This window comes from Cupriavidus sp. GW821-FHT02F09, from assembly GCF_059421605.1.
The window spans coordinates 92378-114676 of record NZ_JBWKVH010000006.1; the positions used below are offsets into that span (position 1 = coordinate 92378).

General features: G+C 60.8%; 20 protein-coding genes and 1 pseudogene. 10 read left to right on the forward strand and 11 right to left on the reverse strand.

Going from position 1 to position 22299, the window contains the following annotated elements:
* Nucleotides 1–87: 87 nt before the first annotated feature.
* Nucleotides 88–552, reverse strand: coding sequence for an aminoacyl-tRNA deacylase (locus AC07XB_RS09285; protein ID WP_492830576.1), 465 nt, complete (start codon nucleotides 550–552; stop codon nucleotides 88–90).
* 283 nt (nucleotides 553–835) lie between these two features.
* Between AC07XB_RS09285 and katG the strand changes: the two genes are divergently transcribed.
* Both katG and AC07XB_RS09295 read left to right on the forward strand, forming a co-directional pair.
* The gene (katG, locus tag AC07XB_RS09290; RefSeq protein ID WP_492830575.1) at nucleotides 836–3091 is read left to right on the forward strand and encodes a catalase/peroxidase HPI; all 2256 of its coding nucleotides are present in this window, start codon (nucleotides 836–838) and stop codon (nucleotides 3089–3091) included.
* Between the two features lie 177 nt (nucleotides 3092–3268).
* On the forward strand, nucleotides 3269–3871 hold the full coding sequence (locus AC07XB_RS09295) for a cysteine hydrolase family protein (protein WP_492373825.1): 603 nt from the start codon (nucleotides 3269–3271) through the stop codon (nucleotides 3869–3871).
* A 278-nt stretch (nucleotides 3872–4149) separates the two neighbouring features.
* Here the strand turns inward: AC07XB_RS09295 and AC07XB_RS09300 are convergent, their stop codons facing one another.
* The gene (locus AC07XB_RS09300; RefSeq protein ID WP_492830574.1) at nucleotides 4150–5124 is read right to left on the reverse strand and encodes an alpha/beta fold hydrolase; all 975 of its coding nucleotides are present in this window, start codon (nucleotides 5122–5124) and stop codon (nucleotides 4150–4152) included.
* 82 nt (nucleotides 5125–5206) lie between these two features.
* Here AC07XB_RS09300 and AC07XB_RS09305 point away from each other — a divergent pair, with 82 nt between their 5' ends.
* Together AC07XB_RS09305 and AC07XB_RS09310 are read left to right on the forward strand one after the other, a co-directional pair.
* Nucleotides 5207–5644: an Rrf2 family transcriptional regulator gene (locus AC07XB_RS09305; RefSeq protein WP_492373872.1), complete on the forward strand. Its 438-nt coding sequence runs from the start codon at nucleotides 5207–5209 to the stop codon at nucleotides 5642–5644.
* Nucleotides 5645–5926: 282 nt separating this feature from the next.
* Complete coding sequence (locus AC07XB_RS09310; RefSeq protein WP_492373827.1) at nucleotides 5927–6325, forward strand: VOC family protein; 399 nt, start codon at nucleotides 5927–5929, stop codon at nucleotides 6323–6325.
* A gap of 275 nt (nucleotides 6326–6600) precedes the next feature.
* Here AC07XB_RS09310 and AC07XB_RS09315 read toward each other — a convergent pair whose 3' ends face one another.
* The 3 genes from AC07XB_RS09315 to AC07XB_RS09325 form a co-directional block, all read right to left on the reverse strand.
* Nucleotides 6601–8265, reverse strand: a complete 1665-nt coding sequence (locus AC07XB_RS09315; RefSeq protein ID WP_492830573.1) for an ABC-F family ATP-binding cassette domain-containing protein — start codon at nucleotides 8263–8265, stop codon at nucleotides 6601–6603.
* Between the two features lie 272 nt (nucleotides 8266–8537).
* On the reverse strand, nucleotides 8538–10118 hold the full coding sequence (locus AC07XB_RS09320; protein WP_043354195.1) for an isocitrate lyase: 1581 nt from the start codon (nucleotides 10116–10118) through the stop codon (nucleotides 8538–8540).
* Nucleotides 10119–10680: 562 nt separating this feature from the next.
* Nucleotides 10681–11604, reverse strand: a complete 924-nt coding sequence (locus AC07XB_RS09325) for a LysR family transcriptional regulator (RefSeq protein WP_492830572.1) — start codon at nucleotides 11602–11604, stop codon at nucleotides 10681–10683.
* A 100-nt stretch (nucleotides 11605–11704) separates the two neighbouring features.
* Here AC07XB_RS09325 and AC07XB_RS09330 point away from each other — a divergent pair, with 100 nt between their 5' ends.
* A complete protein-coding gene (locus tag AC07XB_RS09330) occupies nucleotides 11705–13126 on the forward strand; it encodes an aldehyde dehydrogenase family protein (protein ID WP_492830571.1) in 1422 nt (473 codons plus the stop codon).
* A gap of 465 nt (nucleotides 13127–13591) precedes the next feature.
* On the opposite strand, the gene AC07XB_RS09335 is transcribed toward AC07XB_RS09330, so the two are convergent.
* Nucleotides 13592–13954, reverse strand: a complete 363-nt coding sequence (locus tag AC07XB_RS09335) for a winged helix-turn-helix transcriptional regulator (RefSeq protein ID WP_492812786.1) — start codon at nucleotides 13952–13954, stop codon at nucleotides 13592–13594.
* Between the two features lie 89 nt (nucleotides 13955–14043).
* On the opposite strand from AC07XB_RS09335, the gene AC07XB_RS09340 reads away from it, so the two are divergent.
* Entirely contained in the window at nucleotides 14044–14370 is a 327-nt protein-coding gene (locus AC07XB_RS09340) for a nuclear transport factor 2 family protein (RefSeq protein WP_492373833.1), read from the forward strand.
* Complete coding sequence (locus AC07XB_RS09345) at nucleotides 14370–15149, forward strand: SDR family oxidoreductase (RefSeq protein ID WP_492373834.1); 780 nt, start codon at nucleotides 14370–14372, stop codon at nucleotides 15147–15149. The genes AC07XB_RS09340 and AC07XB_RS09345 overlap by 1 nt, the downstream gene beginning before the upstream one ends.
* A 379-nt stretch (nucleotides 15150–15528) precedes the next feature.
* Here the strand turns inward: AC07XB_RS09345 and AC07XB_RS09350 are convergent, their stop codons facing one another.
* On the reverse strand, nucleotides 15529–16245 hold the full coding sequence (locus tag AC07XB_RS09350) for a hypothetical protein (RefSeq protein ID WP_492830570.1): 717 nt from the start codon (nucleotides 16243–16245) through the stop codon (nucleotides 15529–15531).
* A gap of 549 nt (nucleotides 16246–16794) precedes the next feature.
* Here AC07XB_RS09350 and AC07XB_RS09355 point away from each other — a divergent pair.
* The gene (locus AC07XB_RS09355; protein WP_492373836.1) at nucleotides 16795–17364 is read left to right on the forward strand and encodes a YdeI/OmpD-associated family protein; all 570 of its coding nucleotides are present in this window, start codon (nucleotides 16795–16797) and stop codon (nucleotides 17362–17364) included.
* Between the two features lie 276 nt (nucleotides 17365–17640).
* Here the strand turns inward: AC07XB_RS09355 and AC07XB_RS09360 are convergent, their stop codons facing one another.
* Entirely contained in the window at nucleotides 17641–18006 is a 366-nt protein-coding gene (locus tag AC07XB_RS09360; RefSeq protein ID WP_492373873.1) for a tautomerase family protein, read from the reverse strand.
* On the opposite strand from AC07XB_RS09360, the pseudogene AC07XB_RS09365 reads away from it, so the two are divergent.
* Nucleotides 17982–18605, forward strand: a pseudogene (locus tag AC07XB_RS09365) (LysR substrate-binding domain-containing protein); the annotation flags it as partial. The gene AC07XB_RS09360 and the pseudogene AC07XB_RS09365 overlap by 25 nt on opposite strands.
* 44 nt (nucleotides 18606–18649) lie before the next feature.
* Here AC07XB_RS09365 and yfcF read toward each other — a convergent pair.
* Nucleotides 18650–19282: a glutathione transferase gene (yfcF, locus tag AC07XB_RS09370; RefSeq protein ID WP_492373837.1), complete on the reverse strand. Its 633-nt coding sequence runs from the start codon at nucleotides 19280–19282 to the stop codon at nucleotides 18650–18652.
* 162 nt (nucleotides 19283–19444) lie between these two features.
* On the reverse strand, nucleotides 19445–20329 hold the full coding sequence (locus tag AC07XB_RS09375) for a LysR family transcriptional regulator (protein ID WP_492373838.1): 885 nt from the start codon (nucleotides 20327–20329) through the stop codon (nucleotides 19445–19447).
* Between the two features lie 129 nt (nucleotides 20330–20458).
* On the opposite strand from AC07XB_RS09375, the gene argC reads away from it, so the two are divergent.
* Nucleotides 20459–21388 (forward strand): N-acetyl-gamma-glutamyl-phosphate reductase, encoded by a 930-nt coding sequence (argC, locus tag AC07XB_RS09380; RefSeq protein WP_492830569.1) that lies wholly within the window; start codon nucleotides 20459–20461, stop codon nucleotides 21386–21388.
* Nucleotides 21389–21475: 87 nt separating this feature from the next.
* Here argC and AC07XB_RS09385 read toward each other — a convergent pair whose 3' ends face one another.
* Complete coding sequence (locus AC07XB_RS09385; RefSeq protein ID WP_492830568.1) at nucleotides 21476–22225, reverse strand: carbon-nitrogen hydrolase family protein; 750 nt, start codon at nucleotides 22223–22225, stop codon at nucleotides 21476–21478.
* Nucleotides 22226–22299: the final 74 nt, after the last annotated feature.

Here is a 22299-nt window from a genome sequence, read left to right on the forward strand (position 1 = left end):
ACCCGCTCGGCAACCCGATCGCGGTGAGGGGCTTCACGAGCGGGTAGCGGTGCATGCGCACTAGCCGCGCCAACCTTGCGCGGCGCCCTACATCATCCGGTGCGCGAAATGCCCGCGCCGAGCTTCGGTCATGAGGGCGGCGAACTGCTCGGTGCTCATATGCACCAGTTCCTCATGGTCGCCCGCCTCGAAGTAGACGTCGGGATGCGTCAGCAGGCTGTCGTCGAGCCAGGTCAGCGTGCCGTACGCCATGCCGACCGGCGGGAGCGCGCCGATTTCGCAGTCCCTGAACACTTCGCGCACGCCATCCCCATGCGCCAGCGACAGCTTGCGGCCGGTTTGTTCGCAGATATCTAACAGTTTCAGCTGGTGGGTGGAAGGGATCACCGCTGCGAGGTAGCCTCGGCTGTCCTCCAGCAGGACAGTTCGGGCGAGCCGGTCTCCGGGGACATACGCAGTCTGCGCCGTTGCCAGGCCACTTGGGCGAGGAACGGTTTCAAACCGGCTCTGCTTCTTGCTCAGGCATCTTGCCAGCGTGGTAGCCATGGTCATGATTGCAACCTCCGAGCGCTGATCGCTGCAGTTGCTTACGTATCGGAACTATAGGTCAAGCACCGGGCGACAATCGGTGGGGCTAACCCCAGCACGGTTGCGGGTGACCAATAGCGATGCGCTATTGAGGCAATTGCAAACCTCTTATTTGGTTGCCGAGCGCTTTCAACTATATTTTGTGTGCGGCAGGCCTGCCGACGCAGGTCCCGAGTGGAAGCATTGACGCGGAAATACTAGAACTCACACTAGAACTCACGTTTGGTACGCCTCCGAAGGAGAGAGCATGTCTAACGAAAAGTGCCCCTTCAACCACGCCGCCGGTGACGGCACCACCAACCGGGACTGGTGGCCGAAACAGTTGCGGCTAGAGTTGCTCAGCCAGCACTCCGACAAGTCCAATCCATTGGACAAGAGCTTTAACTATGCCGAGGCGTTCAAGAGCCTCGACCTCGCCGCAGTCAAGAAAGACCTCGCGGCGCTGATGACTGACTCGCAGGACTGGTGGCCGGCGGACTTCGGCCATTACGGTGGTTTGTTTATCCGTATGGCCTGGCACAGCGCCGGCACATACCGCATCGGTGACGGCCGTGGCGGTGGTGGCCGGGGCCAGCAGCGTTTCGCACCGCTCAACAGCTGGCCGGACAATGTCAGCCTGGACAAGGCTCGCCGGCTGCTCTGGCCCATCAAGCAGAAATATGGCCAGAAGATTTCCTGGGGCGACCTGATGATCCTCGCCGGTAACGTTGCCCTTGAAACCATGGGCTTCAAGACATTCGGCTTTGGTGGCGGCCGTGAAGACACCTGGGAACCGGACCAGGACGTGTATTGGGGGAATGAGAAGACCTGGCTGGGCGGCGACGTCCGCTACGACAAGGGCGCCGCCGGCAAGGACGGCAACGAAGGTGTGATTGTAGCCGACGAGGAATTGCACGGTGGTGAAGTCAGCCGTACCGACCCCGGCCGCAACCTCGAGAATCCCCTGGGTGCCGTGCAGATGGGCCTGATCTACGTGAATCCGGAAGGCCCCGATGGCAATCCGGACCCGCTCGCCGCGGCGTACGACATCCGGGATACGTTCGGCCGCATGGCCATGGACGATGAGGAGACCGTCGCGCTGATTGCCGGCGGCCACACCTTCGGCAAGACGCACGGTGCCGGTCCCGCTGATCACGTAGGCCCCGCGCCCGAAGCCGCCGACCTTGAAAACCAGGGTCTGGGATGGAAGAGCAGCTTCGGCACAGGCAAGGGTGCGGATTCGATCACCAGCGGCCTGGAAGTCACCTGGACGACCGCGCCGACGAAGTGGGACAGTGGCTTCTTCGAAAACCTGTTCGGCTATGAATACGAGCTGACCAAGAGCCCTGCCGGAGCCAACCAGTGGGTGGCCAAGAATGCCGGCGAAACGGTTCCGCACGCTCACGATCCGTCGAAGAAGCTCAAGCCGACCATGCTGACCACGGACCTGTCGCTGCGCTTTGACCCCATCTACGAGAAAATCTCGCGGCGCTTCATGGCGAACCCTGAGGAATTTGCTGATGCCTTCGCCCGTGCCTGGTTCAAACTAACCCACCGGGACATGGGACCGCGCGCCCGCTACCTCGGCCCGGAAGTCCCGGCCGAAGAGTTGCTCTGGCAAGATCCCATTCCGGCGCCGGACCATCCGCTGGTCAATGACCAGGACGTGGCGGCGCTCAAGCAGAAGATCCTGGCATCGGGGCTGTCGGTCTCGGAACTGGTGAAGACTGCCTGGGCATCGGCATCGACGTTTCGCGGTTCGGACAAGCGCGGCGGCGCCAACGGCGCGCGCATTCGCCTGGCTCCGCAGAAGGACTGGGCGGCCAATGAGCCGGATCAGCTGGGCAAGCTGCTGAAGACCCTCGAAGGTATCCAGAGCGAGTTCAACGGTGCCCAGTCCGGTGGCAAGAAGATCTCGATGGCCGATCTGATCGTGCTGGCGGGCGGCGCCGGTATCGAGAAGGCAGCGGAGAAGGCCGGGCAGAAGCTGACCGTACCGTTCTCGCCGGGCCGCATGGACGCTTCGCAGGAAAAGACCGACGTGCATTCGGTTGGCGCCCTCGAACCCACGGCCGATGCCTTCCGCAACTACCTCAACCCGAGCGTTCGTGTTCCGGCAGAAGCGATGATGCTGGACAAGGCGCAGTTGCTGACTCTGACCGCGCCCGAAATGACGGTGTTGATCGGTGGCCTGCGTGTGCTGAATGTCCATACAGGGAACGATGCGCACGGCGTCTTCACCGACCGCCCGGAAACGCTGACCAACGACTTCTTTCGCAACCTGCTCGACATGGGCGTGGAATGGAAGGCGCTCACCCGGGATGTGTTCGAGGGACGTGACCGTAAGACGGGGCAGGTCAAGTGGACCGGATCGCGAGTGGATCTGGTGTTCGGCTCACACTCTCAACTCCGGGCCCTGAGCGAAGTCTACGCAAGCGAGGACGGGGCGGATAAGTTCGTCAAGGACTTCGTCGCTGCCTGGGTAAAGGTGATGAACCTCGACCGCTTCGATCTGCGTACATAGCGTTAAGTCAGGGGCAAATAAGGGGCAAATAAGGGGCAAACAAGGGCGCCGGACCACGTTCGGCGCCCGTCCGGGCCGATTGATCGTGGTAGAGTCGATCATCACTCTCTATCGCGTAGCCTTATGTCGCCACCCGTTGAACGTGGATCCGCCGATTCGTCAGACCATCAACAGGGCATGGAAAGCGCCGCTGATGCGCACAGTGTGACCATGCGGATTCCGGCAATTGTTCCAGCGCAAACCGCGCTGGTGGTCATGCATTATCAGACCGACATCCTGGCGTTGTTTCCATCGGTCGCGCCCACCTTGCTCTCCAATACGCGCAAGCTGTGTGACGCCGCGCGAGCCAAGGGCGTCAGCATCTATTTCGCCAAGATCCACTTTGGTCCAGGCTATCCGGAAGTCAGTCCGTTGAACAGGAACGGACAGGGAATCAAGCAACTTGGTCTATTCGTCGACGACCAGATCTCACCGGAACTCGGCCAACAGGCCACGGAACCGCTCATCATCGCGCATCGTGCCAGCGTGTTCTTTGGTACCGACCTGCAGGTGCGGCTTTCCGCCCAGGGCATCGACACCCTGCTCATGGTGGGCATTGCGTCGACCGGTGTGGTGCTGTCGTCGGTCGCGTACGCGAGCGATGCGGACTTCCGTTTATTCACGGTCAAGGATTGCTGCTACGACCCGGATCAGGTCGTGCACGATCATCTTTTTTCAACGGCGTTCGATTCGCGCACAACGGTGCTCTCGCTCGCTGATGCCTTGCTGTTGCTTGCTTAGCATTTGCCGGGATTTCTGTCGCTTCGACTTGAATACCGCGTAGTGGGCGCGACAAGCGCTGCGTTTGCGGGCTATCCCGCCAGGACAATTCTCGCCAATACAAGTCGTCTTATGACGTCCTTGCGTCGGTCGTAGTGGAAACGCCGCAACCCAAAACCGTGCTCGATCGACCCGACTCAGCTCCGAACTTCCGTGGTCGAACCCGTCTCCGACATTCCTCATTGAGCGCGGAATGTCCGCTATCCGCAGTTGAACCGTCGGATCACGCCGGGGCAAACTCAAAGATCGCGAAAAAACTCAATCAATGCGGAGTTGACCAAATCCGGTGCCTCTTGTTGTAGCCAGTGCCCTGCTCGCGGAATCACTTGGGAGAGGCGTAGGTTTGGCACGAACTGGGGCATGGCGCCGATGACCTCGTGCATGCCTGGAATTGCCAGACCTGTGTCGCGCTCGCCGACAAGGTAAAGCGCCGGGACCTCGACGCGCAGGCCCTCGAAAGCGGCTTGCACTTCCCAGTTGCGGTCGAGGTTGCGATAGTAGTTCAATCCGCCGCGAAAGCCAGAAACGCTGAATGCCTGAACAAATTTGTCCAGGTCGGCGGGGGCGAGCCACGCGGGCAACGAGGACGGATCATTCAGAGAGTCAAGGAGCCCGCCACTCCGTAACAGAAGTCCAAAGGGATTAGGTGTATTCGCGTCGCGGACACCTACATCGCCCGATGCAGAGAAATAGATCTTGCGCAATGTGGCCGCAACGTCATGCTCAAGTTCTGTTTCGGCCAACCCTGGTTGGGAAAAGTAATGTGTGTAGAACCACGCCTGGTCGGTCTGCGGAAAAAGCCGACTCGGCGCCATCGGAGCGCGGCCCATCATTGGCACCCCGAGCGCAGCGACCGCGCGAAATCGGTCGGGCCGAAGCATCGCGGCATACCAGGCAATGGTTGCGCCCCAATCATTTCCCACGATAACTGCGTCGCGTTCTCCAAGCACATCAACGAGCGCAACCAGGTCAGCGACGACGTCCAAGGTTGTGTACTGTCCGATCATCGCTGGACATTCGCTTGATCCGTAGCCACGCAAATCTGGGGCAACTGCGCGGAAGCCGGCGCGCGCAAGTGCCCCCAGCTGGTGGCGCCAGGCATGCGAGGTCTCGGGAAAGCCGTGACAAAGCAACACTAACGGACCATCGCCCTGCTCAGCGACGTGCAGGCGGATGCCGTTGGCTTCAATATAGGTTTGACGGTATGCACTCATGCTTGCTCGAAGAGACAGTTTTACACAAGAAGCTCGGTATATCGTAACATCTAAAGTTACCTAATTCCACATTTTCAAAGTTATGCAACGTGATACCCGGCTGGCTCGACTTCTGCACGTACTCATCCACATGCATCTTCGCGGCGGCGCGACCACTTCGGAGACGATCGCGCAGATGCTGCATACGAACCCCGTTGTTGTTCGCCGCACAATGGCTGCGCTACGCGAAGCTGGATATGCAAGGTCTACAGGCGGTCCAGGCGGAGGTTGGGCACTCGCATGTGACCTCAACGCTCTTACGGTGAGAGACGTTTACGTGGCCATCGCGCACACCGCATTGTTCGCGGTCGGCCCGGCTGACGACAATCGCGATTGCCCGGTAGAGGCGGCGGTAAATCGGCACATCAATGAGGCCTTGCGTTCAGCAGAAAATGCGTTGCTTCAACTGTTTGGCGAAAAGCGACTCTCACAGATCGCGCACGACGTGACCTCGTCAAAGTCGGGCAAGACGATCACCTAATTCGGGGGCCATGGAATGGGTATTAATGGAGGCAAGTCGCGCGGGCTTGCTTGACAACGACTTCTCGGACGAACGAGTGTCAGCTTCCATACTGCAAGCAGCCGTTGATTTGAGCGCTGTCAATGCCCCTTCCTGGCCGGGAAGGGACCTCGGTCTCTTCCCGACCCGATTCGCCCCCCGGCTTGCCGAAAGCGGCCGTTCGAATCCGAAGCGGCGGATTGGGTTATCAGAGCTTGTGGCGGTGATAATGTTGGTCGGCACCGTCCTCCTGAGAGACTCAATGTGATCTCGCACACTTTTCTCGGCATTAACGACTTCGATCGCGCGTTCGAGTTTTATTCGGCTTTGATGCAGGAACTGGGACATCGCCTCAAATTCTGCGAACGCGACAGGCCATGGGCAGGATGGATGGCAACGGACGCACCGCGGCCGCTGTTCCTTATTGGCAAGCCATATGACGGCAATGCCGCGCGAGGTGGAAATGGCCAGATGGTGGCGCTGCTTGCGCGTGACCGGCAGACGGTTGATCGGGCATACGCCTGCGCGCTCGCAAACGGAGCGCATTGCGAAGGGCCTCCTGGCCTGAGAGTCCAGTATCACCCTCACTACTACGGCGCATACTTCCGGGATGCCGACGCAAACAAGCTCTGCGTATGCTGTCACGACCCGGTATCGGATTAGCGTTGTCGATTTAGCACTGCGGCCTGCCTCCGGGCCATGGGGGACGTCTCTTGATGGCCGGCTCCAGTCCACGGAGGGGGCGGAACGGCGGTCGTTTCCTACCTACCCATCTCTGCCGTTCGATCCAGCGAAACAAAGCGGCTAAAAAGGTGAGTCCGGGAACGATCTCGACGCCGAAATTCGTATCAGTCTCGAGGCGCTCGATGGCAACCTTCACGCTGAATCCTGCGAAGCTCACCCCTGCCCTTTGTCTCACCATTGCAGGCGATGACCTTCTACTGCGCGGCAGGCTGCTCCCGCATACGACGGGCTTCGTCGCGCAGGAACTGCTGGTAATCGTCCAGATCCCCGTCGAAGGGCTCGACGCCGCCCTTGGTGACCAGCCAGAACTCGTCGCATACGGCGCGCAGCAGGGCCCGGTCGTGACTGACCAGCATCACCGTGCCTTCGAATTCGTTGAGCGCCATGGCTAGCGCTTCGCGTGTGGCCAGGTCGAGGTGGTTGGTAGGCTCGTCGAGCAGCAGCAGGTTGGGACGCTGCCACACGATCATGCACAACACGAGCCGCGCCTTTTCGCCGCCGCTCATCGTGCCAACCGCCTGATGGACCATGTCGCCGCTGAAGCTGAATGTGCCGAGGAAGGTGCGAAGCGATTGTTCGGTGCCACTCTGGCCAGGGGCGCGCATGTGCGCCGGCGTGTCCTTGGCAAGGCGGATCATGTGTTCCAGCGGCGTGTCGAGCGGGCGCAGCACGTCGAGTTCCTGCTGTGCGAAGTAGCCGATGTTCAGGCCTTTGCCTTCGCTGATTTCGCCGGAAATCGGCGCCAGCGCGTGCGCCACCGTCTTCACCAGCGTGGACTTGCCTTGGCCGTTGGCACCGAGAATGCCGATGCGCTGCCCGGCCAGCACGGAACGGTTGATGCCCCGCACGATGACCGTGGGCGGCGTGCCCGGCAGTGCGCCGGCCGGCGCGGGGTAGCCGAAGCTCGCGTCCAGCATGGACAACAGCGGGTTCGGGACGTTGAGGGGCTCCTTGAACTCGAAGTTGAACTCAGCATCGGCAAGCACCGGTGCGATCTTCTCCATGCGTTCAAGCGCCTTGACCCGGCTCTGCGCCTGCTTCGCCTTCGAGGCCTTGGCCTTGAAACGGTCGATGAACTTCTGCAGGTGGGCGATCTTTTCCACCTGCTTGGCCATCGCGGCCTGCTGCAACACGAGCTGCTCAGCGCGCATGTCTTCGAACTTGCTGTAGTTGCCGCCATAACGCACGAGCTTGGCGTTGTCGACGTGCACCGTCACCTGCGTCACCGCGTCGAGGAATTCGCGGTCGTGGCTGATCATTACCAGGGTTCCTGGATAGCGCTTGAGCCAGGCTTCCAGCCAGACCAGCGCGTCGAGGTCGAGGTGATTGGTCGGCTCGTCGAGCAGCAGTAGGTCGGACGGGCACATGAGCGCGCGCGCCAGCTGCAGTCGCATGCGCCAGCCGCCGGAGAAGCTGTTGACCGGCTGGCTAAGCTGCTCAGCACTGAAGCCAAGGCCCAGGATCAGCGCTTGGGCACGTGCGGGGGCATCGTGTGCACCGGCGTCGTGCAGGGCCATATAGGCGTGCGCCATGCGCATGCCGTCGTCGCTGGCCTCGGCGGCGGCTACTTCGGCCTGCGCGGCCAGCAGCCCGGTGTCACCCTCGACTACGAAGTCGGTCGCGCTCTGCTCGGTCTCCGGCATCTCCTGCGCGACCTGGCCCATCTTCCATGCAGCGGGAATCGAGAACTCGCCGCTGTCTTCGTGCAGCGTGCCGTTGAGAAGGCCGAAGAAGGATGACTTGCCGGCGCCATTGCGGCCGACAAGACCAATCTTTTCTCCGGGGGTGAAAGTGACGGACGCGCGGTCGAGTACGACATTGACGCCGCGGCGCAGCGTGACATTACGGACGGAAATCATAAGGAGCCACTTCGGAGAGGATCAGCATGATAGCCGACCGGACGCGCAGGGCTGTCGCTTTTCTGGCAGCACGCGTGAACATAGCGGTGAATGACGGCTCCTGGCCACCTGCGAATCCGCCGCTCGTCGTTCTCTACCGAGCCACACATAAAGCCTTTGCAGGTGAGCGCACTAGAAAACGTTCGATGAGCCCCCTCCCCGCGCTATGTCGCCGGATAAAAAAACGCCAACCCGTTTTGGGTTGGCGCTATGTTTTGGGCGTACTACTGGTATCAGAACTGGTTCATGGTGTTGTCTTTACCAGCCGCTTTCAGGGCTGCTTCGCCGCTGAAATACTCCTTGTGGTCGTCGCCGATGTCCGAGCCGGACATGTTCTGGTGCTTGACGCAGGCGATGCCCTGACGGATTTCCTTGCGCTGCACGCCAGCCACATAACCCAGCATGCCCTGGTCGCCGAAGTATTCCTTGGCCAGGTTGTCGGTCGACAGTGCGGCGGTGTGGTAGGTCGGCAGCGTAATCAGATGGTGGAAGATACCTGCTTCGCGCGACGAGTCGGCCTGGAAGGTCCGGATCTTTTCGTCGGCGAGCTTCGCCAGTTCGGTCTGATCGTATTCCACGTTCATCAGCTGGGTGCGCTCGTATGCCGATACATCCTTGCCCGCGGCCTTCATCGCGTCATACACCTGCTGGCGGAAATTCAGGGTCCAGTTGAACGATGGGCTGTTGTTGTACACCAGCTTGGCGTTCGGGATGACTTTGCGAATCTCGCTGACCATGCCGCCGATCTGGGCGATATGCGGCTTTTCGGTCTCGATCCACAGCAGGTCAGCGCCGTTTTGCAGTGCGGTGACGCAATCCAGGACGCAGCGCGCTTCGCCCGTGCCGGCGCGGAACTGGAACAGGTTGCTAGGCAGGCGCTTAGGGCGCAGCAGCTTGCCGTCGCGCTTGATGATGACGTCACCATTGCCCAGTTCGTCGGCCGACAATTCTTCGCAATCGAGGAAGGAATTGTATTGATCGCCCAGGTCACCCGTCGTGTTGGTCACGGCGATCTGCTTGGTCAGGCCAGCGCCCAGCGAGTCGGTACGGGCCACGATGACGCCATCGTCCACGCCCAGTTCCAGGAAGGCGTAGCGGATGGCGCGGATCTTGGCCAGGAAGTCCTCGTGCGGCACGGTGACCTTGCCATCCTGGTGACCGCACTGCTTCTCGTCGGACACCTGGTTTTCGATCTGAATGCAGCATGCGCCCGCTTCGATGAACTGCTTGGCCAGCAGGTACGTTGCTTCGGCGTTGCCGAAACCCGCGTCGATGTCCGCGATGATGGGCACAACGTGGGTGACGTGGTTGTCGATTTTTTCCTGGATGGCGGCCTTGGCAGGTCCTTGGGCAGCATCCAGTTCGCGGAACAGGCCGCCCAGTTCACGGGCGTCGGCCTGGCGCAGGAAGGTGTACAGCTCGCGGATCAGCGCGCTCACGGAGGTTTTTTCGTGCATCGACTGGTCCGGCAGCGGGCCGAACTCGGAGCGCAGCGCGGCCACCATCCAGCCGGACAGGTAAAGGTAGCGGCGCTCGGTACTGTTGAAGTGCTTCTTGATGGAGATCATTTTCTGCTGGCCGATGAAGCCGTGCCAGCAACCCAACGACTGAGTGTACTTGGACGAGTCGGCATCATAGGCGGCCATGTCGGCGCGCATGATCTTGGCGGTGTACTTGGCAATGTCCAGGCCCGTCTTGAACTTGTTCTGGGCACGCATGCGGGCAGCATACTCGGGGTTGATGGCATTCCATGCGCTGCCGTGGTTCTCTTTCAAACCGGCAACTGCCTTGATGTCGTCTTGATACTGGGCCATGTCAAATTCCTAAGCGTGTTTGAAGAAAGGGGGGCGTGTGCCGCTACGGATCTATGAATGTCGAAGCAGGCAGCGTGGAATCATTGTATGGCGCTTCTGGTGCACTGCGGTGAAGTCTTATATAAGACATAAGAGTTGGTTTATCCTTATTTTTCAATGAGATAGGCCTTGGATTTCGCGATGCGGAACGCGTTTTCGAGGAACGAAAACAAAACACTGCGGAAACTCGGCGTGAATTCCGCAATGTGAAAAGCGCTTTCAGTGGCTAGAAGTGAAGGCAAGCCCAGATGGCTTGAGCAACGATTGTTGGGGTGATTTTGTAGACGCCTGTCGAACGAACAGGGTCATGAGGCGGTGCGCAAACGTGTGGCTGTCTTCGTGCCCGCTGCGGTCATTCGATCTCGGACGAGGATCGTCGCAAACTGGCCGAACCCGGAAGTTCGTCGCCAGCCAGCGCTCGATCGACCCGGCTGAGCTCCGAACTTCCGTTGTCGACTGCGGACTCAACCGGTCGTCCGTACCTCGTAACGCCGCACTAAGTCAGTGCGCCGGGCTCCTTGCCCTATGCGGACGTGCGCTGATGGCGCGCCCGCCGCGCGTCGGTGTGTTCGCGGATCATGTCGATCAGCGCGCGCAGTCCGGCCGGCACGTGGTGGCGGCCCGGATAGTACAGGCAGAGGCCGTCGAGCGGGGGCGTCCAATCGTCCAGCACGCGAACCAGCGTGCCAGCTTCCAGATCCGCGGCGACGTTCCATTCGGTCAGATACGCAAGACCGAGACCGGCACGCGCCGCCGCCAGCATCAGGCCCGGCTCGTCGAGCGTCAGCGCGCCTTTGCCATCGATACGCAACGTTTCGCCGTGCCGCTCGAACTCCCACTGATATATCGCGCCGCTCGGCATGCGTGAGCGGATGCAGCGGTGTGCGTTCAGATCGGCGGGCGTGCGCGGCGGTTTTTGCTGCGCAAAATAGGCTGGACTGCCGACCACGGCAAAGCGCTGCCTGTCCCCGAACGGCACCGCGATCATTTCCTGCGGCACCGTTTCAGTCAGCCGAATGCCAGCATCGAAGCCTTCGGCAACTATATCGATCAGGCGCCCTTCAGTGACCAGATCGAGCTTCATCTCCGGATAGCGCCGCAGGAATTCGATGAAGAGCGGCATCACCTGCCTGGCCGCGCCGGTTGACGCATTGATACGCAGCGTGCCCGACGGCGTGTCACGGAAGCTGCCGGCCTGCTCGATCGCGACGCGGATCGTGGAGAGTGCAGGCGCAACGCTGTCGACGAACTGCACGCCGGCTTCCGACAATGACACGCTGCGCGTCGTGCGGTTGAAGAGCCGTACGCCGATACGCGCTTCGAGCGCCGCCACGGCATGACTGAGCGCAGACGTCGACATGCCCAGATCCGTCGCGGCCGCGCGGAAGCTGCGATGACGCGCGACGGCCAGCACCGCCTCCAGTTCGCCCAAGCCCGATGTCCTCATTATCCTATATTTTTCAATGATACATGCCGTATTGTATGACTAGTCGGGGCAATGCATCGGGTCTATCTTTAGTGATCTGGAACGTCTTCTGGGAGCAGCCATGCAGATCATCGACAAAATCTATATCGACGGCGCCTTCGTCACACCGCACGGCGACGAACTGTTCAACCTCTTCAATCCAGCGACCGAGCAGGTAATTGGCCGCGTGCGTCTCGCCGATGCGCAGGACGCGCGCGATGCGATCGCCGCAGCAAAGCGCGCGTTTCCCGCGTTTTCCCGCACCAGCAAGAGCGAGCGCATCGACATGCTCAAGCGCATGCACCAAGCCGTTGTCGCCAAAGAGGACGAACTGTACGAGGCGATCACGGAGGAATATGGCGCGCCCATATCGCGCGGCCGCTGGATGGCGCAGCATGCCAGCAATGTGCTGCTCGAAGCGGCGAAGGTGCTGCAGGACTATGCGTTCACGCGTCGCGCGGGTATTGCCGAGGTCGTGATGCAGCCACTAGGTGTCGCCGGTCTGATTACGCCATGGAACAGCAACGCGGGATTCATCTGCGGCAAGCTCGCCACCGCGTTGGCTGCGGGTTGCACGGCCGTCATCAAGCCAAGCGAGATGAGCGCGATCCAGACGCGCGTCGTCACCGAGGCGTTGCACGAAGCCGGCTTGCCGCCGGGCTTGTTCAACATCGTAACGGGACGCGGCGAAACGGTCGGTGCGCAGATCAGTTCCCATCCGGATGTCGCAAAGCTGTCGTTCACCGGTTCGACCGCAGTCGGCAAGACGATTCTGCGCGCGGGTGCGGAGACGTTGAAGCGCGTGACGCTCGAACTTGGCGGCAAGTCGCCGGTACTCGTGCTCGAAGACGCAAACTTCGACGAGGTGGTGCCGCTCGCGATTCAGGCCGGCTTCATGAATAGCGGCCAGGCGTGCATCGCGGGCACGCGTATTCTGGTTCCGCAGCAGCGGCTCGCGGAATTCGAAGCGCGGGTGCAGCAAGAAGTTGCGCGCACGCAGGCAGGCGATCCGCGCGATCCGCGGACGACTGTCGGCCCAATGGTCAGCCAGAAGCAGTGGGAACGCGTACAGCGCTATATCCGGATCGGCATCGACTCAGGCGCGCGTCTGATCGCGGGAGGCGAAGGCCGACCAGATGGCATCGATGCAGGATGGTTCGTACGTCCGACCGTCTTCAGCGATGTAACCAACGACATGGCGATTGCGCGCGAAGAGATCTTCGGTCCTGTACTGTCGATTATCGCGTACCGCGATACTGAAGATGCGGTCGCAATCGCCAACGACACCAACTTCGGCTTGCAAGCGTATGTGTTTTCGGCGGATGACCAGCGTGCGCGCGAGCTCGCACGGCGAATCGACGCGGGTCGAGTGCTAGTCAACACGCTGGCATACGAACCGGCCGCGCCATTCGGCGGATTCAAGCAATCTGGTATCGGCCGCGAGTACGGAACGTTTGGGCTCGAGGCTTTTCTCGAGCCGAAGGCCGTTCTCACTGTTTCGTGATCGCGCAACCCAAGCGCTCGTTGAAGCGACTCGCTAGGCAGCAAGGAGGACTTCCAACGTTTATGAGTACCGGAGGACGAAAGGCCGTTGCCCGGTGGAGCTGTCGCTCGAATGGCTCTGCGCAACTATGGGCAAACGTCTGAAGATGACCGGGGAGGGACCCCGGCCCGCAGTTTCCCGGTCGTCCCTTCCCGCCCCGATTGAGCCGCTCGGACAAGCTCTACGACCGTCCGTTCCGGGAGCAACATGAGACGGTCGCCGGATAACGCGTCGGCCTTCATCTCGTCGGCCATCACAGAAAGTGGCGGATCGCTGACGCGGGCCGACCATAGCGCGACCCGACGGTGTGATTCTGAAAATTTTGGGAGAGCACCCCAAACCGATGCAAACGCATCCGTTAACTTACAGCAGACACCGCGTCGACCACCCACAGAATTCGTATTCTGGAAAACAGGTCTGTCAGCCTTAGGCACGCACGCTCGACGCAGCCGATGGAAAGTCTTCACGGCGCTCCGCCCATTTCAGGATCGCATCCAGTGCCGGGCAGAGCGCTTGGCCCCAATCGGTCAGGCGGTAGTCCACCTTCGGCGGCACCTGGTGATAGACCGTGCGCGTCACAATGCCGTCCTCTTCGAGGCGGCGTAACTGCTGGGCAAGCATCTTTTGCGTGATGCCGGGGATCAGCCTCTCGAGGTCCGAAAAACGCCGCACCTGGCCACCGAAAAGGTGAAACAGGATCACCAGCTTCCAACGACCTTCCAGTAGCTTGAATGCCGCTTCGACATCGACCGCGGCGGTCGCAGGAGTGTAGGCTTTTCGGTTAGGCACGGCTAACTTACTTTTTAGTGCGTTCTTGCGATGTGGTAACTATAGCGCCATCATTGGGACATGCAAACGTGACATTCAGGAAAAGTCCGATGAACATGACCCTGCCGCCGCCGCTGGATGCCTATCTGAACGCGGAAACCACAAGCGACACTGCCTCTCTTGCGAACTGCTTCGCTGCCGACGCCGTCGTGCGCGACGAGGGCCGCACTATCGAGGGGCTCGAAGCCATCCAGGCCTGGAAGAAAGACACCAAAGCCAGATACCAGTACAACGTCGAGCCGTTGGACCTGTCCCAGGATGGCACCGCCGTCACGATGCGCGCGAGGCTCACGGGCGCCTTCCCCGGTAGCCCGGTCGAGCTGACCTACACGTTTGTCCTGGCTGGCGGCAAGATCGCGTCTCTCGAGATTCACTGATGAGCGCCGCACCCGAACTTCAGGGCCTTCGGGCGCTTGTCACAGGCGGGACCAAAGGAGTCGGTAAAGCCGTTGTCGCGCACCTTTGCAAGGCCGGCGCGAACGTCCTCGCGACAGCACGTTCGCGTCCCGATGACCTTTCCGAAGACAGGTTCATCGGTGCGGACATCACGACGGCTGAGGGCTGTAAAACCATTGTCGACGCCGTGCTCGAACGGCTCGGCGGCGTCGATATTGTCGTGCACGTGGCGGGTGGCTCATCTGCGCCGGCGGGTGGCTTCAGGGTGCTCGACGACGACGAATGGCACAAGGCATTGAACCTGAACCTGTTCCCGGCGGTGCGGATCGATCGCGCGCTGTTGCCCTTGATGGCCGAGCAGCGCTCGGGCGTCATCATCCACGTCACGTCGATCCAGCGGCAGTTACCGTTGCCGGAGGCCACGATTGCCTATGCCGCCGCCAAGGCTGCCCTGTCGAACTACAGCAAAGCCTTGTCCAGGGAAGTCAGTCCGAAAGGCGTTCGCGTCGTGCGTGTCTCCCCCGGCTGGGTCGAGACAGATGCCGCCGCGGGTCTCGTTGCTGAGATCGCCCGGCAGAACGGCATCGACATGGAAGGCGCCCGCAAGATCATCATGGATTCGCTCGGGGGCATTCCTCTCGGCCGGCCATGCTCTCCCCGAGAAGTGGCAGAACTCATTGGCTTCCTCGTCTCCGCGCGGGCCAGCGCCATCACCGGCACTGAGTACGTCATCGACGGCGGAACTGTTCCGACCGCGTAGTCTGAGCCACTTGCTCTGCCGCCCCGGCGTTGCATGTTTCTGCCGGCAGGCGGACAGCCACAGCCAGGCCTCCTCGGCGCTGCCGTATTGCATGTCCTGTTTCGTCGGGATCGAGTGGCAAGGACATTCGCAGCATCAATTGCCGTACTGTGCTTTTGGATCGACGAACGGCCGTAACGATCTTGAGGATTCAACCGGTCGATGCAACACCCTTCACCGCTCACGCAGCCATTAGTGTGTTGCGTTGACCGGTTGAATCCTCATCTTCGAAGCGGCCATTCGCACAAACTCCGCCAACGTCTCAGTGTGGCCGAACGCGGCCGTCGGATCAGGTCTTTCCCAAAAAGAGCGACGATGAGCTTTTCTGCCTTTATGCCGGTCACGTCGACATCTGAAACTCGATGCCCGCCTTGTGGAGGCGCGCAAAGATGTCCCCCACTTCGGGGTACCAAGCCTCAGGCATGTCGACCTGCAACCCTAGCCCACCGGAGCTGATGCTGCGATCCAGATAGTTTCGCTCGTCGTCGGTGATTTTTACGATTGCCAGAAACCGGATGATGTCGCTTGTGGCTTGCTCGGCCGTACCTCCCTGCGTCAATAGGTGCACGCAGTGCTTTCGGATGTAGGCAAGCGGCACCACGTGCTCGTTGTAGGTTCCTCCATTCTTCCCCTGGCCCGTCGGTACGTCGTACACGCCGCGGAGAAAATACTCGAAGCAACGCGTGTCGGAGTCCATGCCTCGAAGGCTTAGGTAGCGAGCCAGTCGGACGAAGGAGCGCTTCCTTATCGCTGCTGGATCGCTGACCAAGGTGAATGGACGTGAGGCGGACGAGCACATGATGCCCAACTCGGAAAGGTCATCGTCGTCGACCGCAGGAGCAAGACCTCGGTCACAGCAGTATTCAACTAACGCCATCGATGCCTCTAGCAACCCCATCCGCCGAGTCTGGAAACACGCATGGAGTACGAGTTTCCGAAGCTGGAGCGGCGCGACCTGCGAGGAGGGGCGCAGAAGCTTCATGATCTTCGTGTGGCCGCTATTTCCTTCCTCCCACATTTCCGAAAAATAGCGGACGGATTCGAAGACGAACCGCACGAACGAAACACGAGCTTGGTGTCTTCGTTCTCGAACGCCTTCGTCAACCGGCGAAAGCCATCTAGGCGAGGGGTCAACACATCCTGATGTTGCAGGGCATTGAGAACTGCCTCTGTGCCTGAGTAGGGCAATTTCAGGGTGCGTTGCAGAAGGCGGGTCGAAACCCGTTGTTTGGAGAGAAGGATCGCCTTGGCGGCTTCGATTTGGTCGTGCGTGATGTTGGTCGTGGTTTGAGGATGGTGTCACGGCGAATGCCGGCCGCTAACAGCACTGAGTAGCTCCTGACCTTCCCACTGTTACAATTTTCGCCGCCTGGATTCTACATGCGACCGTCAGCGGGTCGTCCGGTGGACGACTCAAGATGGCCGGACTCTGACTTCGGCCCTCCGCCAGGGCCGGCCGTCTCAGACCGACCCAAACCAGCCGACGGGCTAGTGGCTACTGAGAGACCGGTCTTTGGTTCGCACCACGGACGTTGATGCCCGTATAAGCACTGTTAGACTGCGGACGCCTTCCCCGCGCATGTACTCAACCATTCAGGATAGTGACATGACCGAATGCGTTCTAACATTTACAAGTCAGACCGAATGGGAAAGTTGGTTAGGGCAAAACGGCAGCACTTCGACGGGAGCATGGCTGCGTCTAGCGAAAAAAGGCACCGAGCAGCGAACCGTAACCTACGAACAGGCGTTGGAAAGCGCCCTCTGCTATGGCTGGATTGATGGTCAAAAGCAGGCTGAGAGCGAGAAATACTGGTTACAGCGCTTCACCCCACGCTCCGCAAAAAGCATCTGGTCCAAACTTAACAAAGACAGGGCTGAAGCGCTGATCGCCGCAGGCAGAATGCGCCCGCCCGGCATGTGCGAAATCGAGAAAGCTAGGAAGGACGGCCGCTGGAAGGCTGCTTATACGTCGGCCAGTAACTCGATAGTGCCGGACGACCTGCAGGTGGCTTTGGACGCAAATCCGGAAGCCAAGAAGTTTTTTGCAACACTGAACAGCCGTAACCGCTATGCCATCCTGTTTCGGGTACAGAATGCCAAAAAACCAGAAACAAGGGCGCGTAAAATCGAGGAATTCGTCAACATGCTGAACCGTGGCGAAACGTTCTATCCATAGATCTTGCGCTTCTGACGGAGAATTTGCCAAACGGGGGCATGGCATATAAACCCCTAATGGCCGCTTCGCACCCAGCAGTCGTCATTCGTGAGACACGCCCGAAGGGCTGTTACTGGCCCCGTGAAGCGACCTCCGGCAGCCGTGTCGCATTCGGCTCTTGTCAACCCTCAGCGGTCGACCAACTTTCTCGACGACGGACATTCACGCAAATTTTGTGTCGCGCGTCGCGAAGCAGCCGGCAAATGGTGGCCGCGATCAACAGCACCGACCACCGACTCAAGCGTATTGCGCGAGGCCGTTGCCGAGGGACCAATTCTCCTTTGCGACCTCGACAAGGCTCACGAACACGTCCTCCGGCCGGATGCCGGGGCTCTCGCCGAGCAACTCCGCGATCTGCTGGAACAGCACTCTTTTCCGTTCCACGGTGCGGGTGTTGTTCGCGGTGATCTGGATGAACACGAGATCGTCACTCCGGGCGATGCCAAGATAGGACGCGCCGTAACGGAAGTTCGCGGCGTCATGCTCCGTGATGGTCAGGAACTGGTCGCCCTCGGGCACGTTGAACGTTTCGTGCAGCGTGCGATACAGGTTGTCGAAGATCGCCTGGCGATAGGCTTGCGGCTGATCGCGCGCTCGCTGGATTTGCCGGGGTCCGGCAGCGTCTCGTCATTGGTATCAGTGACCATGTTGCGGGACCGGAGCTGCCCGCACTGATCGCGCGCATGAACGCGCAAAGCCCGCAACTGCTGATCGAGATCCGGATCGGCTCGTCGGGTGACCTGCTTCAAAGTTTCGACCGGCGGGAACTCGACACGGTGATCGTCCGCTTGCATGTCGGTCGAAGCGACGGAGAAATTCTTACCGACGAGCAATTCGGCTGGTTCGCAGCGCCAAGCTGGGAGCATCGCGCCGGCGAGCCCCTGCCGCTTGCCACACTTGCTGAACCTTGCGGTGTGCGTGCGATGGCCGGCCAGCTTCTCGATGCGGCAGGCTTGCCTTGGACAGAAGTTTTCGTCGGTGGCGGCGTTGCTGCAGTCGCTGCAGCCGTGGTGGCGGGGCTCGGCGTAGCAGCATTGGCTCCTCGCATGCTGCCATTGGGCGCAGTGGACGTAGGCCCCAAGCTCGGGCTGCCTGACTTACCACGCTTGCCGGTTCTGCTTCACTCACGGGTCAACGACGGCCGGCCGCGCGATGCGCTTGCCGTGCTTTCAGCCGCCTTCAGGAGCGCGGTGCGAGGCTAGCAACTAGCCGGTCGCATACTCAAAGCGCGGCGAGTTCGAGGGTTTCACAGCGGGGGGCGATTCAGGGCGATCCAACGCTGAACAGACGGCCTTTGCCACTGATGCGCAGCGTAGTCAGCCAACCTTCCCGGCACCGCATCACCATTGAGGACGAGCCGGTTCAGCATCAGAGCGAGGTCGACGTCTGCGATGCACCACTCGCCAAAGAGGTTCGGTGAGTGGTCGGTAAGCAGCACCTCGCAAGCAGAAAACAGTTTTCCTGCGGCCGTACGTGCTGCAGCAGATAGGGGCGCTGCGGGAGCGCCATAAAATACCACCTCAGTGGAGCGCTCCTGCCGGATGGGCATAAGATCGCTTCGCAGCCACGCCTGGACTTGGCGTGCCCGAGCGCGACTGATCGCATCTTTTGGGTATAACAAGGTGCCCGGAAAAACCTCGTCGAGATATTCAGTTATGGCTGACGACTCGGACAAAGCGAAACTGCCGTGAATCAGCGTAGGTATGCGCTGCGTGAGTGAGCTCTGTGCATAACCAGGTTCGAGGTTCGCATTGTTGGCCAGGTCGATGGTGACAAGCTCAAACGACAATCCCTTTTCGTGAAGGGCCACGAAGGCCGACATCGCATATGGACTTGCGAATTGAGCGTCGGCGTAGAGACGCAGATTCGTTGAAGGCAAAGTGGGCTCCTGTTTGCTTACGCAAGGAAAACGATTGTCAACGATCTAGGCGTCGATGTCGACCGGCCGCGCTTGTTCGGCATGACATGCAATAAAGCTACTGTCCCAGCAAGAACGAACCGAAGCGGCGAATGGCGAATGGCGATTGGAAAATGGCAACGCCTACGCCAATCGCAGATCCCACAACACATCGAGTACGTGTTGCGTGGAACGCTCAACGTACCCCGCACGATGTGCAATGCCGAGCCGGCGCCACAACGCCGGGCGCAGCGCACGCATGACGATGCGCCCATCGGGTAATGGCGTAGTGGCCTCATGGGGCAACAGCGCTGCGCCGTAACCTGCCGCTACCAGACTCTTGATCGCGTCGTTGTAGTTGAGCTGGATGCGCGGCGCAGGATGGTGCCCCCCGGTCGCGAACCACTCCGCAGTCAGACGCGAGAGACGCGTGGTCGCGTCATTGAGAATGAGAGGTTGGGCAGCGAGCCATTCCGGCGTGACGCGGGCCGGACACCGCCAATGCGCCGGCAAAAAGGCCATCACGGGGTCGCGGCGCCAAGGCTTTATCACGAGTCCAGCCACCGGGGGCTGAGGCAGCGCGATCAGCCCAACATCCAGCGTTCCATCCGCCAGTCGGGACAGCGTTTCATGCGAAGTGAGTACTGCAACCTGAATGTCGATAGCGGGATGGTGCTGGCGCAGCACCTCAAGCGCTTGCGGCAACAGGTGCGCGATCACGCCAGTCGACGCACCGAGCCGCGCGCGCCCTTCGAGCCCCTGCACCTGGCGTTGAATATCGTCTAACGCCTGCTCCGCATCGGCCAGCAGTCGACGCGCGCGCTCCACCAGCACCTCCCCTATCGCCGACGGCCTGACATGTCCGCGCTTGCGCGACAGGAGCGGCGCCCCAATGCGGTCTTCGAGTTCAGCGATGTGGAGGCTGACCGTTGGCGGCGCCAGGTGCAATGCACGCGCCGCTTCGACAAATGAGCCACGGTCGGCAATGGCGACCAGAGTGCGCAAACGGTCCAGGCTGATCTCTCGCATATTGGCGTCCAGATTCAGAAAAACTGAATATTCACGTTGTGAAATACAACTTTCTCTATTCTAGCGGTCCATGGAACATAGGGGCTCGTTCTCCTTGTCAAAACCCACAGTCACCGGAGTATTCCACGTATGAGCTCTCCCGTTGTTTTCATCGACGGCGACCAAGGCACCACCGGGTTGCAAATCCACGAACGGCTGCGCAACCGGACCGACCTTAGACTGTTCACGCTTGCCGCTGCGGAACGCAAGGATCCGCGGCGTCGCGCAGAAGCCATCAATGCCTGCGACATCGCCATCCTCTGTTTGCCGGATGCTGCCGCGCGCGAGGCAGTGGACGCCATTGTGAATCCTGCCGTCCGGGTCATCGACGCAAGTTCCGCCCACCGCACACAGCCGGACTGGACGTACGGCTTTCCGGAAATGACGCAGGGACAGGCTGAGCGCATTGCCAACGCACGTCGGGTCACCAATCCCGGTTGCTATCCGACCGGCGCGATTGGCTTGCTGCGTCCCCTGTTGCAGGCCGGGCTCATACCAGGCGACTACCCTATCAGCATTCATGCGGTGTCGGGCTACTCCGGACGCGGGCGTGCCGGCGTGGAGGAACATGAGGGACAGGGTGCCGTCAACGCGCCTTCATACCAGGTATATGGTCTGGAACTCGCGCACAAGCACACCCCGGAGATCCAGCAGCACGCCGGGCTCGCGCAGCGTCCCATCTTTGTCCCTGCGTTGGGTGCGTTCCGCCAGGGCATCGTGCTGACGGTGCCCTTGGCGTTGCGGCTGCTGGCACCCGACGTGGATGGCGTCACGTTACAGGCATGCCTCGCACGCCACTATGCCGAGGCGGCCCACGTCCATGTCTTGCCGCTGCACGAATCGTGCGCCTTGAAACACCTGGATCCACAAGTGCTGAACGGTACGAACGACATGCGCTTAAGCGTATTTCCCAACATGGAACACGGGCACGTCCTGCTGTCCGCGGTGTTCGATAATCTTGGCAAAGGCGCATCCGGCGCTGCGGTTCAGAACCTGAACCTGATGCTCACGCGGCAATAGTGGCCGAGGTCGGGCTAGCGGTCAACACGCTTCGCTTGCCCGGCCCCCAACACGGCGTGGCGATACAGATGCACCACTCAAATGGGTTCATCGCAACGAGACGACTTCACCGTGCCAGCCGGCGTCGGCCCTGCTCGCGATGACCAGCGCGGCCCCGGGTCCGTCCGCCGCGACGACGCAGCGGCCGTGCTCGTCCCAAAACGCACTCTTGCCTATGGATGACCATCCGCCTGTGTCTGCGCCGTGGTTAGCCATCAGCACGGCGAAGCGGTGCTGTGCCGCATAGCGCCGGAGCAACGCGGTATCCGCAGCGTAACCGTTCGCGGTGAATAGCACGCCCGCCGCGTACAGGATCGCACCCATGGTGGATGCTTGCGCTGCATGCTCTGGATGGCCCGTGTCCGCACAAACGGCGAGCGCGACAGTCTCGCCGTCAACGGAAATCGGCGGCCCGCCCGATCCGGGCGCGAAGGTCGCGTCTTCTCCTGGATGCAGGTATTGCTTCGTGTAGCTGGTGACCTTGCCGTCCGGTGTCAACGTCAGCGCGCCGATCCGCACCCCATCGTCGAAGCGCAAGGGAGCGCCCACGACGGCGGTCAGTCCGCTTCGCGTGCATTCGTGACGCAGGGGCGCGAGTCGCGCGTCGTCGTTGTGGATTGCGACTTCGTTCGCAATGGTGCTCTCGTATCCGGTCAGCGAAAGCTCGGGAAAGACGACGAGACGCGCGCGTCTCGCGGCGGCTTCGCGTAAAAACGCGAGATGCCAGTCGACGTTCTGCTGTATGTCACCGGCGACGGAAATGGACTGAGCTGCTGCTACGACGAAAGACGCTGACATCGTGGGGATCTCTCAACGGTCAATCAGATAAGACGTCCGGGAATGCGGCTCGGTATCCATCGACCGCCGTCACA

Coding starts and splice junctions, on each gene's coding strand:
- AC07XB_RS09285 (WP_492830576.1), bottom strand. CDS start 552: ATGACCATGGCTACCACGCTGGCAAGATGCCTGAGCAAGAAGCAGAGC.
- katG (WP_492830575.1), top strand. CDS start 836: ATGTCTAACGAAAAGTGCCCCTTCAACCACGCCGCCGGTGACGGCACC.
- AC07XB_RS09295 (WP_492373825.1), top strand. CDS start 3,269: ATGGAAAGCGCCGCTGATGCGCACAGTGTGACCATGCGGATTCCGGCA.
- AC07XB_RS09300 (WP_492830574.1), bottom strand. CDS start 5,124: ATGAGTGCATACCGTCAAACCTATATTGAAGCCAACGGCATCCGCCTG.
- AC07XB_RS09305 (WP_492373872.1), top strand. CDS start 5,207: ATGCAACGTGATACCCGGCTGGCTCGACTTCTGCACGTACTCATCCAC.
- AC07XB_RS09315 (WP_492830573.1), bottom strand. CDS start 8,265: ATGATTTCCGTCCGTAATGTCACGCTGCGCCGCGGCGTCAATGTCGTA.
- AC07XB_RS09320 (WP_043354195.1), bottom strand. CDS start 10,118: ATGGCCCAGTATCAAGACGACATCAAGGCAGTTGCCGGTTTGAAAGAG.
- AC07XB_RS09325 (WP_492830572.1), bottom strand. CDS start 11,604: ATGAGGACATCGGGCTTGGGCGAACTGGAGGCGGTGCTGGCCGTCGCG.
- AC07XB_RS09330 (WP_492830571.1), top strand. CDS start 11,705: ATGCAGATCATCGACAAAATCTATATCGACGGCGCCTTCGTCACACCG.
- AC07XB_RS09340 (WP_492373833.1), top strand. CDS start 14,044: ATGAACATGACCCTGCCGCCGCCGCTGGATGCCTATCTGAACGCGGAA.
- AC07XB_RS09345 (WP_492373834.1), top strand. CDS start 14,370: ATGAGCGCCGCACCCGAACTTCAGGGCCTTCGGGCGCTTGTCACAGGC.
- AC07XB_RS09355 (WP_492373836.1), top strand. CDS start 16,795: ATGACCGAATGCGTTCTAACATTTACAAGTCAGACCGAATGGGAAAGT.
- AC07XB_RS09375 (WP_492373838.1), bottom strand. CDS start 20,329: ATGCGAGAGATCAGCCTGGACCGTTTGCGCACTCTGGTCGCCATTGCC.
- argC (WP_492830569.1), top strand. CDS start 20,459: ATGAGCTCTCCCGTTGTTTTCATCGACGGCGACCAAGGCACCACCGGG.
- AC07XB_RS09385 (WP_492830568.1), bottom strand. CDS start 22,225: ATGTCAGCGTCTTTCGTCGTAGCAGCAGCTCAGTCCATTTCCGTCGCC.